Raw genomic sequence first — 12,806 nt, 5'->3', positions numbered from 1 at the left:
GCTAATTTTATGTTAAAAATTGCAGATACCACCTTCCACTCTCGCCTCTTTACCGGAACAGGCAAATTCGCCAATGCAGGTTCAATGATCGAGGCGATCCGCGCCTCTGGTAGCCAACTGGTGACAATGGCAATGAAGCGCATCGATCTCCACGGCAATGACGATGGCATTCTCGCACCACTGCAACAGTTAGGCGTCAAACTCCTGCCAAATACGTCCGGCGCAAAAACTGCAGAAGAAGCAATATTTGCCGCTCGTCTTGCACGGGAAGCATTAGGAACTAACTGGATTAAATTGGAGATCCACCCCGATGTAAAATACCTGCTGCCCGATCCGATTGAAACGCTGAAAGGTGCGGAACAGTTAGTCAAAGAGGGATTTATCGTCCTACCCTATTGTGGTGCAGATCCCGTCCTGTGTCGTAGGCTGGAAGAAGTCGGCTGTCCCGCTGTTATGCCACTGGGTGCTCCCATCGGCTCAAATAAAGGGCTACTAACCCGCGATTTTCTACAAATCATCATCGAACAAACCAACGTACCCGTTGTTGTGGATGCAGGGATCGGCGCACCAAGCCACGCACTGGCAGCCATCGAAATGGGTGCAGATGCCGTGCTGGTCAATACCGCCATCGCAATTGCCCGCAATCCAGTAAAAATGGCTCAGGCATTTAAAATCGCCATTGAAGCGGGCGAGCTTTCACACCAGGCAGGCTTAGCGAGCCAGAAATCCCATGCTGAGGCTTCCAGCCCACTGACCGATTTTCTGGGGGTACTATGACAGAGCAAACATTTAGCCAGCGCTGGCAACAACTGGATTGGGATGACATCACCCTACGCATCAACAGTAAAACACCACAGGATGTTGAACATGCACTGACCAGTGATCGCCTGACGCTGGATGATTTCATGGCCCTACTCTCCCCTGCGGCACTGCCTTACCTTGAACCGCTCGCCCAACGCGCACAGCAACTCACTCGCCAGCGTTTTGGTAATACCGTGGGATTTTTTATCCCACTCTACCTTTCCAATCTGTGTGCTAATGACTGTACTTATTGTGGTTTCTCCATGAGTAATCACATCAAGCGCAAGACACTCAATGAACAGGAAATTGAGGCAGAGTGCCTCGCACTGAAAAAACAGGGACTTGAGCATATCCTGTTGGTGACAGGGGAACACCAAAACAAAGTTGGCATGGACTATTTTCGTCGCTGTCTTCCCCTGATCCATCGCCATTTCAGCTCTGTCTCAATGGAAGTCCAGCCGCTGGCACAAGAAGAATATGCTGAACTGAAAACTCTGGGGTTGGATGGTGTGATGGTCTATCAGGAAACCTACCACCAAGCCAGTTATCAATTGCATCATTTGAAAGGTAAAAAGCAGGATTTCCACTGGCGACTGGAAACACCGGAACGCCTTGGGCGGGCAGGAATAGACAAGATTGGTCTGGGTGCCTTGATTGGACTATCCCACAATTGGCGAACAGATTGCTATATGGTGGCTGAGCACCTCTTTTTCCTGCAAAAACAGTTCTGGAAAAGCCGTTATTCCATCTCCTTTCCGCGGCTGCGCCCCTGTGCAGGCGGCATAGAACCGGCTTCTTTAATGAATGAAGCCGAACTGGTACAGCTGATTTGTGCATTCCGACTGCTGGCGCCCGATGTCGAGCTTTCTCTTTCCACCCGTGAATCGCCGTTCTTTCGTGATCACGTTGTCCCTCTCGCTATCAACAACATCAGTGCAGGTTCAAAAACCCAGCCGGGCGGTTATGCCGATGAACATCACGAGTTGGAACAATTCGCTCCCCACGACAATCGTTCTGTTTTTCAGGTCGCGGAAGCCTTGGTCAAGTCAGGGTTACAACCTGTTTGGAAGGATTGGGATAATTATTTAGGTCGATAGTTTTTAGAACGAAAACGTTTCTCTTTGGCCTAAGCTAGCCAAAGAGAATGAAGTACCAGTGTCATTAACCGAAGAAATTGAATCAAAACTTCGGCTGGATATTTAATTAATCCACTAACTTAAATCATGCAGGTGTTTCTTCAACGATGATGTTAGTCTGAAATCTGAAAACCTCACCTGTAATCCTTCACGTTCTGGCGAACAGCACATCGCACCGACAAAAATACGCTGATTATTGTTAATCGTAAAAGGAGACAATCTCAGTAATGGCCATGTCTCGCCATCAGTGGAATATTGCAACCTGAGCGCTCCATCCCCGTACGTGATCCGCAACCAGAACTTATCTGGATCACCAGGGAAAATCCCCATGGCCCAGTCAGAACCCCCATTTGTCAATACACTACCGATGGTTGCCTGTCCATCAGAATGTTCAATACCAGCTTTTAGCCAATGTTGCTCATCCACTAACAACATAACGCCAGCCTGATCATACAATTGTTCAAATTGGCCTTCGATACAAAACTGGAAAGTAAAACCTTCTTCAAATTTAAAATCATCAATATAGCCACCAAATACGTGACCACTATGACGCTGAAAACCATACCATGTATCACGCCAGAAATCGGTTTTATTGTCCGTCGTGACATGAAGTTCATCATCCTGACATTGCCATGAAGCAGGTTCATTCAACCAATGACATTGCTGCAAGTTCATCAATATTTACCCTGTTATTTTTTGGTCGGATTAATCAAACTATATCCTGCTAACAATGAAAGGGAAAGCACAGCAATACAAGCAAAAGCACCATGCAACGTTACCTGATGCGCTAACCCGCCAATAATTGCCGGCCCAAGCAGAATCCCGGAATAGCCCATCGTCGAAACGGCAGAAACCGCCAATGAATCAGGCATCACTTTCTGCTGGCCTGAAGCAGTGAAAAACATCGGTGCCAAATTGGATAACCCTGCTCCTATCATTAGGAAAGAAATTCCCAACTGAGTCATGCTGGATGCCAGATAGATCAGAACAAAACCTGACGTTGCCAAAATTGCACTGCCTAAAAACACGCGCCGATATCCACACACCGCAATAATTTTATCCCCCAAGAATCGCCCCGCAGTCATGGTTATGGCAAAAAGCGTATAGCCAAAACCCGCCTGATGACTGCTCATGTTATGCACGCTACTTAACAAAATCCCACTCCAATCCAGCATGGAGCCTTCCATTAAGTAAACGACAAAACAAAGGGAGCCAATTAGGATAACAATGCCACGAGGTAAAGCAAAAAATGGCGTGTCCTCTGTTTCCTCTTCAGCGTTATCCATCATTCCACTCCATGTTGGCAACAACAGTAGAATAACGAATACCGCTACAGCAATTGTGACCTGAAATGGTGGAACCCCCAGAAACAACAATAGGCTGACTGTCCCTGCTCCTACAATTCCACCCAAGCTGAACAGTGCGTGGAAACCCGACATAATCGGTTGATGTACTTTTTTCTCAATATTGACCGCATGGATATTGATGACCACATCTGTCGCCCCAATTCCCATACCGAACACAAATAAAGCACAAGCCAGAGTCAATGGAGTCGAGAACACACTTAAACTCGGCAATATCAGAACAGCCAACAAGGCAAAAAAGGTAAAAATCTTCCGGCAGCCAAAGCGCGTCGCCAACATTCCAGCTATTGGCATCATAATAAAAGAACCAATACCAAACATCAGTATCAGAATCCCCATTGAGCCATCGCTCAACGCCAGTCGTTCTTTTACCAATGGGATCAGCGGCGCCCAACTTGCAATACTGAATCCCGCAATAAAAAACGAAATTCGCGTTGCCATGACAGGCTGTTTTATTGATGAGACTGCATATTCTTCAGACAACTTAATTCCTCCAAATGATATCCTCCAAACAAAGCCTTCCACCAATTCTGGCGGAAGGCTCCTAATATAGTCCTGCAACAAAACTCACTCTATATTTGCACCAGTTCCTGAAAACTGGGGAATATCCGCTAACTTCTCAATAACACAGGAAGCCTGCCCATATTGCTCCGCTACCGACAAAGCATGAGGCCAAGCATATATCCACGGAATACCGGCCTGTTTTGCTGCCGCGATCCCCAAATCAGTATCTTCAATCACCAAAGTGTGCTGCACATCCATCTCTTTCAATTTCAGCATAGCCAAATAAGGATCAGGGAAAGGCTTAGTTCTTTCCACATCATCGCCAGAAATCAAAGCCGGAGGTTCATGTAGATCCAACAAGCCAAGATTTGCCAAACACACATTACGTGGCGCAGTGGAAACAAAACCAAAATTAGTGCCATTTTGTTGCAAGGCTGCAATCAAATCCGTGACTCCCGGACGCAAGTAATGCGCAGACAATTTTTCTTGATAACGCGAAATGATTTTTTCTGTAATGCCCTGCTGCATTGATGGAGGAACACCAACCTCATCCAATGTTTCAGTCAGACTTAACCCGATCAGTTGCTGAGGCTGAATCTCACTTATTTGAGCAGATGCCTGTTCTCCCAATACATCAGCTAGTACATCAAGCAATACATCAAAGTGCAGTTGTTCACTATCGACAATAACTCCGTCGATATCAAAAATGACATTGTATTTATTTACTGGCTCACATCTGTTCATCGAATAGTAGTCCTTCAAAACGATCCATTATTCAAAACAATCAATTATCCAAAACTATCAATTATTCAGAACAATCAATTACTTTAGGTCAGAGATACGAATCAACACCTTACAGTTTGGTGCACTGAGAGGAACTTGAGCTTTCGATGCAATATCACAACCAACAGTAAGAAAAGCCTGCTGATAATCCTTGAAATCAAAGACGTGGCTAATCAAACGTCCCGCAGGGATTACGCCATCACGGATCATGGCATAGGCGCGTTCAAAACTGTTATTCAGGGAATCAATGGAACCTATCACTGAAAGACTTTTATCCGCAATTTTCATAATGTCTAAATTGGCATGTTTATCTTTCAGGGCAACATTCAGCAACTTCCCACCCGGTGCCAAATGGTTAAAAATATATTCAGTCAACTGCCCCGTCGTATCCACACATAAGTCAATCAGAGCTGACGCATCACCATATTCCTGAATCAGTGCTTCATCAAAGTCAGAATACAATTGGCTTCCCGGAGGCAAATTATCTATTGCAAACTGAATGCGACTCTCATTTTTTTCGACCATAAAAGCTTTTACGCCCCGCTCATGCAATGCCCAAATGTACAGCATTCCCATAGGGCCAGCCCCTGCCACCGCTGCACGAATATTAGTATGAGTGATCCCCAGTTTATCCACCCCGGTTAGTGTACAGCTCAGCGGTTCAGTCAGTGAAGCTTCCTCCATGCTGACATGATCATCCAGCTTGATGAGTAAATTTTCTTTTGCCAGATACTGCTCTGCAAACGCACCATCATAGGAAACTCCTGCTTCCGTTCCCAGTTTTCTCTCACAATGATTGGGGCTGCCCGTCTGACACATCCGGCAATGTCCACAAAAGTAAGTCGGGTTGACTACAACACGATCTCCCAGCTGAAACTTAGTAACACCGCTGCCAATTTGGGATACCACACCGGTGGTTTCATGGCCTAAAGTGGTTCCCGATATTGCAACAGGGTAAGCATCGGTGATAATCCCCACATCCGTGCCACAAATACCACATACAGCAATATCAACAACAACATCATCGGGTTCAATACACGACAAAGATTCAACTTGCTGAATTTCAACATTCCAAGCTTTATGGTATTTAAGTGCTAGCATGATGCAGCCTCCTGATATACCTGTGCAGTAGCCGTTAATTCTGAAAAAGTCAGATCCAATTTATGCAGAATTTCCGCCAGATGTTCCTGTGTACAAATCAGCGGTGGACGAACTTTGATAGTTTTTCCCTTACCATAACGGGAACCACGTAAGATCAATTGATGGCGGCTGGCAGCTGCTATCACCTGTGCTGCAAAATCTGGATTTGGTGTATCAAAGCCATACATATATCCCACACCTCTGACTCCCGTGATCTCTGGATATTGATGCTGTAATTTCAATAAACCATCACGCAAGTAAGCTTCATTTTGCTGCACATTTTCCAAAATGTGATCATCTCCAATAATGTCGATGATTTCGTTGAGGGCAACCAAAGAAAGTGGGTTAGCACCAGAGGTACTGGAATGTTCGAATGATTCCAATATATCCAGCGAGTGACGCATCAATACACCACCGGTTGGAATACCGATACCACCAGCCCCTTTAGCAAAAACGATGATGTCTGGTTCCAGTTCCTTGGCATAACCAGTCGAAGCAAAAAACGTACCTGTGCGACCAAAACCTGTCTGTACTTCATCCGCGATAATGATGATGCCATGTTGATGACAGATTTCCTTGATCTTCCGGTAGAAAGCCACAGGGAAAACAGTATTTCCGCCATTCCCCTGAATCGGTTCAATAATCAGACATGCAATATTGTCACTAGAGCCTAACTGAATAAACTGTTCTAAATCAACAAATTGCTCTTCATCTGGTTGTAATGATGATTCTGCCAGAACACTGGCTGGTGCTGGAATTTTTATCGAACCATCAATACTTACATGGAAGTCCTTAATTCTGAAAGCATTACCAGAAATCTGCGCTGTTGCAAGAGATTGTCCATGATGAGCAAGAAAGAACGAAATAACACCCGAACGTCCCGTTGATTTTTGCGCTATGCGGATAGCACATTCAACTGCGCCAGATCCAGAGACATCTCGCAGCCAGATACGATCTACTCCTTCAGGTGTATATTTAACTAATTTACTCAAAATATGTTGTGACATTTCTCGTGTATAAGCCGAACTTAAATGCGTACATCTATCAATCTGTTGTTTTAGTTTATCTGCAATCCGATCATTCGTGTAGCCAAGCTGCAAATTAAAAGTTCCTGATGCTGCGTCAATATATTTTTCACCATCAATGATCAAATAAGGGCCATGACCAACAAAACGAGAAAGCATATCTTCAAGATGGTCTTTATTTTCCATAATCACTCACCACTATTAGTTAGTTTGCATTGAACAATTCGTTGTATTAAACAATTAATTTCATAAGACAATTATTTTCATAAAACAATTAACTTGAGATGACAATTAATTGAGTTAAGCAATTAACTGAATTAAAAAATAGTTGTATTAAGCAATGAAAAAACATACTTATTGCGATGAAATTAGATTAAGCGCATTTAAATTTTATTTCGATCACGAAAATGCAATAAAAAATATTAAGTAAATTTAAAAATTAATTTAAATTTGAAAAATCATATATTTATTTGTTAATATTTATTAGTCATATTAAAAATATAACAAATAACATTTAGGAATAATTACTAAACCCCCAACCCGATCATCCGCATCAATTTCTGAGCCTGCTGAATAGCTTCCTGTCGGTGAGTAATTCCCATTTTCTGATATAAATTACGTATATGGGTTTTTATAGTGGTTGCTGCCACATCCAGTTCAGCGGCAATTTGCTCGTTGCTGTAGCCAGAATAAATCAACCCCAGCACTTGCCATTCACGCTGAGTTAATGGGCTATTGCGAATAAGCTCAGGTACGTCAGGATGAGTGAGTAATTGTTCTACAAATATTTCGTCAAAATGGGCAAATTTATGTCGGTGCTGTCGGTTGATTTCTCGGAGAATGCGCTGAGCCCTATGCTGTTCCATCTCAGGCAAGATATTCAGTTGGATAAGCTGGCGCAGTTGCAAAGCCATCAACTCACCTTCAATAACAAAATGGCTGATAAACCCCGTGCGGTTAGCCAGACTCAAAGCCTCCATCAAAACATCCTGAGCCTCAGCCTTGCGCCCAAGCTGCCCGTAAAGCAAATTACACAGAAGAAGATTACGATTTAAATCGCTGACCAATGCTAATTTTCTTGCACATGCATTCAGCTTTTCCAGAACAGATTCAGCCTCTTCATACTGACCGAGTAAGATTTGTGCTCGTGCAATATTTCGCCATTGATTTTGATTGAAATGGTTACAAAAACTTTCTGGTCGCTCTGCCTGTGCCAACCATTGTGCCAACGAACTGCTATCTTCCAAACTTTGCCAAATAATGACACGCAACTTGTCAGTGTTCGTCCGCCAATCTTGATGGTATTGCCCATTACTCAGTAAATTTTCGCAGCGACTCAAGTAGCGACGAGCGTTATCAATATCCCCTCGAACCAAAGAACATTTTGCCAGTTGGGTAAGACATTGTAATTGCTGCTGTGGCTGGTAATTAGCCAATACCTCTAACCCTCGACGAGCTGCATCTTCTGACTCATCAATACGGGCCCAACACCACAAAAGCTGTGAACGGATCCTGAGCAAAAACTCATGCATCGGCAATTGTTCTAGATGTTGCTCACGTATTAAATCAAAAGCATGGGTCTGAGTATCATAAGCCGCCTGTAAATAACCTTGCGCCAGTAAAATTTCGCTTTGTTGCAACAATGCCCATAAGGCATAGTGGTAAACATGGCAAAAGCGGGCAAGTTGCTCCGTTTGCTTCATCAAAGCCAATGCATTGACCAACTGACCACGACAATGCAATACCTCTCCTTTTACTGACATCGCCACAATACGGCCATATTGATTATCCGGAAGCAGGGTCGCCAGTGCCTTTTCAGCCAGCGCATCAGCATCAGCCGGACAACCATCGTTAATCGCTACTTGGGCTCTCAGGGCATCAAATTCCGCCAGCAACTCCGGCTCGATGGTTATTTGTTTCTGCTTCAGTGATTTCTCTGCCTGATTCAACAACGCATTAACCTCATAGTAACGATGCTGACTCTGTGCCAACCATGCCTGCAACAGAACCAAGCGAGGGCTTTCCAGCAGTTGTTCATATGGCAATGCATTCATGCACTCTTCCAATAAAGACAGTTTGCTGTGGTTAAATAACTCCCAAGCATGTTGCAACAAAATATCCCGCAGCAAGATTGTATCCCCCGCCGCCAGAGCATGATGAATCGCTTCCCCCGGATACCCCTGCATTAACCATCCTTTCACGGCTGCTCTATGTAATTCGGGCAATTTTGCTGCCATCTCCCATTGGCAACGTTGGCGCAGGAATGAAGCAAATAGAGGATGAAAACAAAACCACTCACCAGAATCATCCATTCGTTGGATAAACAATCCCTGACGTTCAATGTCTTCCAGACGTTGCTGACCATTTTCCTCCCCTGTCAGGCAAACAATCAGACCATCATTCATGGAGCGCAGAATAGAACTATGCAGCAAGAAATCCCGCGTCGTCTGATCCACGCGATTTAAAACCTCATCCACAAGGTAATCCGCAAGATGACTGGCATTAATTCCCGCAAGGCGCTTTGCTGACATTTCAGTCGTATTACCAGATTGACGGACAGAAAGGGCAATCAGCTGCAAAGCCGTTGCCCACCCAGCAACATCATTGCATAGCTGTTTACAGTGATCAGAATCCAATGGATTGACTAACCGCTTAGCGAAAAATTGCTGAGTTTCCTGATAATCAAAAGCCAACTGCTGGCTATCAATCTCCAATAACTGCTCACGGACACGCAAATTAGCAATTCCCAAAGATGGCAAATGGCGTGATAGAATCACCAATGTTAAGTTTTCCGGCTGGTGACGCAGGAAAAAACGCATTGCCTCATGAATAAGTCCATTCACTATCAGATGATAGTCATCAATCACCAGAAAAATCGGTTGCTGCCATTCGTTAAGCTCAATAAACAATTGCGCAAACAACGCAGGCAAATTAGCGTATTGATGTTTCTGAGCCAGCACTTCGCTTTTTACACAATGTCCCTGCGTTGCCTGCTGAATAGCTGCAATCAAATAGCTGGCGAAACGCTCCGGCTGATTGTCACTGTCATCAAGAGAATACCATCCGAGACACTCCTGTCCGGCAGCCCATTGTGACATCAATGTTGTTTTACCATACCCAGCAGGACTGGTTATCAACACCAATCGATAATCCTGAACTTCATTGAACTTTTCTAGCAGGCGCTCCCGCATAACCATATTATTGAGCCGAAGGGGACGGCTAATTTTCGATGGGATAAGCATTAATTTTTTCCCCTCACACACAATGAATAAAACTGATACCTGAATTCTGTCTGATACTATTCAGCCACTTATGCCATTAGAATTCGCAAACGCTCAACAAATGTAGAGAAACCCCCATCTTTTGCAAACAAGTTGTTTGATTTCATTGTGTTAAATTGCACTTTGTCACATTCTTTGATTGAAACCTTGCTACTTCTCGATAAAATTGCGGAAAAGCTCGAAAGAAATAGCTACGCCCTTGCACTCCTCCCCGCGAATATTTTTACGGGATGATGTTTCCCACGTCACGAACCTTCAGCATATCCTCCTAAATAATTTCTCAAATTTTCTTCATTCAGTGACAGGATGACGACGCCATGCAACTATCCACATTAGATAAAAAGTCCACATTAGATAAAAACCCGAAACTCAATAAAGCCTTATTTCAGGCTGCATTCACACGACAGTGGCAACGTTTCGGGCTTAATTCAGCTCAGGAAATGACTCCGCATCAGTGGTGGCAAGCCATTAGTGCAGCCGTTTCTGAATTACTTCCTCTTCCCGCACAGCAAAACCCAGTTAACTCATCTCCTGACGGCCAACGTCATGTGAACTATATCTCGATGGAATTTCTGATAGGTCGACTGACAGCCAACAACTTATTGAATCTTGGTTGGTATGACGATATTCAGTCTTATTTGGCAGAAGATGGCATCATTTTGACTGATTTGCTGGAAGAAGAAACCGATCCCGCTTTAGGTAATGGAGGATTGGGGAGGCTGGCAGCCTGTTTTCTCGATTCAATGGCGACCCTCAATCAATCCGCCACAGGATATGGCCTCAATTATCAATATGGTCTTTTCCGACAGTCTTTTGAAAAGAATCAACAAATTGAAACACCAGACGATTGGGCGCGCGAGTCCTACCCTTGGTTCCGCCATAACACACAATTAAAAGTTGGCGTCAATTTTGGTGGTGAAATCGTGACAACTGCCGATGGCCATGAAACTTGGATTCCCGCATTTAACCTGATTGGTGAAGCATGGGATTTACCCGTGATTGGGTATAACAATGACGTAACTCAACCTCTTCGCCTATGGCAAGCAACATACGATAGCCCCTTTGATCTATCACTTTTCAATGATGGGCAGTTCCTGCATGCCGAACAACAAGGCATTGAAGCTGCCAGCCTGACCAAAGTACTCTATCCGAATGATAATCATCAGGCAGGTAAACGACTGCGTCTGATGCAACAATATTTCCAGTGTGCCTGTGCCGTGGCAGATATTCTGCGTCGCCATCAACAAGCAGGGCACAAAATAGAAGAACTGGCGCGATACGAAGTTATTCAGCTTAACGATACACACCCAACTATTGCAATTCCTGAAATGATGCGTCTTCTGCTTGATGAGCATCAATTGAATTGGGAAGCAGCATGGGAAATCACAGGGAAAACTTTCGCCTATACCAACCATACCTTGCTACCAGAGGGCTTAGAACGTTGGGATGAACAACTAATTAGTGAACTTCTGCCACGCCATCATCGCATCATTCAAGAAATCAACCGACGCTTTAAAAAAACCGTGGAGCAAGTCTGGCCTGATAACCAACAAATCTGGGAAAAATTAGCGGTTATCTATGACAATCAAGTGAGAATGGCTAACCTGTGTGTTGTCGCCTGCTTTGCCATCAACGGAGTCGCAGCACTTCATTCATCCTTGATCGTGACAGATTTATTTCCCGAATATCATCAATTGTGGCCAAATAAATTCCACAATGTGACTAATGGTGTAACCCCCCGTCGTTGGTTAAAACAGTGTAATCCTGCACTCTCTTCACTACTTGACCAAACATTAGGCCATGAATGGATTCATGATCTTGCTACCTTGAAAAAACTAGAACCTTATGCCGACGATTCGGCCTTCCGTGAAACTTATCGGGCCATTAAGCAAGACAATAAAATTAGCCTGTCTAACTATGTAAATAAAGTCATGGGACTCAAGATTGATCCCCATGCTATTTTCGATATACAGATAAAACGTTTGCATGAATATAAACGCCAACATCTGAATCTGCTTCATATATTGTCACTTTATCGGCAAATTCAGGAAAACCCGGCCTTAGATATCCATCCCCGTGTTTTCCTGTTCGGTGCCAAAGCAGCTCCTGGTTACTATCTGGCGAAAAATATCATCTCAGCCATCAATCATGCAGCCGAAAAAATCAATCATGATCCGATTGTCCGTGATCGCATCAAAATTGCTTTTATCCCCGATTACAATGTTTCCGCGGCAGAACTAATGATCCCGGCCGCCGATGTATCAGAGCAAATTTCCACTGCGGGCAAAGAAGCCTCTGGTACAGGCAATATGAAATTAGCCTTAAATGGCGCTCTCACTATCGGAACACTGGATGGAGCGAATGTCGAAATCGCCGAACAAGTTGGAAACGACAATATCTTTATCTTCGGAAAGACCGTGGAAGAAGCCAAAGCCTTACTGAGCAGTAACTACAATCCACAAAATATACTCCAACAAGATCATCATCTGAAAGGTATTCTTGCCTCTCTCGCTAACGGTGAATTCAGCCACGGAGATACGCACTCATTTGATCTCATGTTACACAGCCTGACTGACGGTGGTGATCCTTATTTAGTTCTGGCTGATTTTGCCTCTTACTGCCACGCCCACAAACAAATTGACATTCGATATCAAGACACTCAAGGCTGGACACGCAGTACTGTACTAAATACCGCTCGAATGGGTAAATTTAGTTCTGACCGTGCTATCCAAGATTACCAACAACGCATCTGGCAAACCAAATAGGGATTTA

Annotated in this window: 9 protein-coding genes; 3 read left to right on the top strand and 6 right to left on the bottom strand. The window is 44.2% G+C overall.

Going from position 1 to position 12,806, the window contains the following annotated elements:
- Positions 1–9: 9 nt before the first annotated feature.
- Together Xvie_RS13680 and thiH are read left to right on the top strand one after the other, a co-directional pair.
- Positions 10–777, top strand: a complete 768-nt coding sequence (locus tag Xvie_RS13680) for a thiazole synthase (protein ID WP_086109865.1) — start codon at positions 10–12, stop codon at positions 775–777.
- Positions 774–1,898: a 2-iminoacetate synthase ThiH gene (thiH, locus tag Xvie_RS13675; protein ID WP_086109864.1), complete on the top strand. Its 1,125-nt coding sequence runs from the start codon at positions 774–776 to the stop codon at positions 1,896–1,898. Before Xvie_RS13680 ends, thiH begins: the two co-directional genes overlap by 4 nt.
- A gap of 114 nt (positions 1,899–2,012) precedes the next feature.
- Here the strand turns inward: thiH and Xvie_RS13670 are convergent, their stop codons facing one another.
- The 6 genes from Xvie_RS13670 to malT all read right to left on the bottom strand — a co-directional run bounded on the left by Xvie_RS13670 (position 2,013) and on the right by malT (position 9,995).
- Positions 2,013–2,612: a DUF1349 domain-containing protein gene (locus Xvie_RS13670; protein WP_086109863.1), complete on the bottom strand. Its 600-nt coding sequence runs from the start codon at positions 2,610–2,612 to the stop codon at positions 2,013–2,015.
- A 14-nt stretch (positions 2,613–2,626) separates the two neighbouring features.
- Positions 2,627–3,742, bottom strand: a complete 1,116-nt coding sequence (locus tag Xvie_RS13665) for an MFS transporter (protein ID WP_208612591.1) — start codon at positions 3,740–3,742, stop codon at positions 2,627–2,629.
- 126 nt (positions 3,743–3,868) lie between these two features.
- Entirely contained in the window at positions 3,869–4,549 is a 681-nt protein-coding gene (locus Xvie_RS13660; RefSeq protein ID WP_086109861.1) for an HAD family hydrolase, read from the bottom strand.
- Between the two features lie 78 nt (positions 4,550–4,627).
- Complete coding sequence (locus tag Xvie_RS13655; protein WP_086109860.1) at positions 4,628–5,689, bottom strand: zinc-dependent alcohol dehydrogenase; 1,062 nt, start codon at positions 5,687–5,689, stop codon at positions 4,628–4,630.
- Complete coding sequence (locus Xvie_RS13650; RefSeq protein WP_086109859.1) at positions 5,683–6,939, bottom strand: class-III pyridoxal-phosphate-dependent aminotransferase; 1,257 nt, start codon at positions 6,937–6,939, stop codon at positions 5,683–5,685. Before Xvie_RS13650 ends, Xvie_RS13655 begins: the two co-directional genes overlap by 7 nt.
- Before the next feature lie 341 nt (positions 6,940–7,280).
- Positions 7,281–9,995, bottom strand: a complete 2,715-nt coding sequence (malT, locus tag Xvie_RS13645; protein ID WP_086109858.1) for an HTH-type transcriptional regulator MalT — start codon at positions 9,993–9,995, stop codon at positions 7,281–7,283.
- A 356-nt stretch (positions 9,996–10,351) separates the two neighbouring features.
- On the opposite strand from malT, the gene malP reads away from it, so the two are divergent.
- Entirely contained in the window at positions 10,352–12,799 is a 2,448-nt protein-coding gene (gene malP / locus Xvie_RS13640) for a maltodextrin phosphorylase (RefSeq protein WP_086109857.1), read from the top strand.
- Positions 12,800–12,806 lie beyond the last annotated feature (7 nt).

It is taken from the genome of Xenorhabdus vietnamensis, from assembly GCF_002127535.1.
In the GTDB taxonomy this organism is placed as follows: domain Bacteria; phylum Pseudomonadota; class Gammaproteobacteria; order Enterobacterales; family Enterobacteriaceae; genus Xenorhabdus; species Xenorhabdus vietnamensis.
Note: the sequence above shows the minus strand (reverse complement) of the source record. Positions and strands in the feature narration are given on the sequence as shown.

Excerpts from the sequence above, each read along its gene's own strand:
- malP (WP_086109857.1), top strand. The coding sequence starts at position 10,352 with ATGCAACTATCCACATTAGATAAAAAGTCCACATTAGATAAAAACCCG.
- Xvie_RS13665 (WP_208612591.1), bottom strand. The coding sequence starts at position 3,742 with ATGGCAACGCGAATTTCGTTTTTTATTGCGGGATTCAGTATTGCAAGT.
- Xvie_RS13655 (WP_086109860.1), bottom strand. The coding sequence starts at position 5,689 with ATGCTAGCACTTAAATACCATAAAGCTTGGAATGTTGAAATTCAGCAA.
- thiH (WP_086109864.1), top strand. The coding sequence starts at position 774 with ATGACAGAGCAAACATTTAGCCAGCGCTGGCAACAACTGGATTGGGAT.
- Xvie_RS13680 (WP_086109865.1), top strand. The coding sequence starts at position 10 with ATGTTAAAAATTGCAGATACCACCTTCCACTCTCGCCTCTTTACCGGA.
- Xvie_RS13650 (WP_086109859.1), bottom strand. The coding sequence starts at position 6,939 with ATGGAAAATAAAGACCATCTTGAAGATATGCTTTCTCGTTTTGTTGGT.
- malT (WP_086109858.1), bottom strand. The coding sequence starts at position 9,995 with ATGCTTATCCCATCGAAAATTAGCCGTCCCCTTCGGCTCAATAATATG.
- Xvie_RS13660 (WP_086109861.1), bottom strand. The coding sequence starts at position 4,549 with ATGAACAGATGTGAGCCAGTAAATAAATACAATGTCATTTTTGATATC.
- Xvie_RS13670 (WP_086109863.1), bottom strand. The coding sequence starts at position 2,612 with ATGAACTTGCAGCAATGTCATTGGTTGAATGAACCTGCTTCATGGCAA.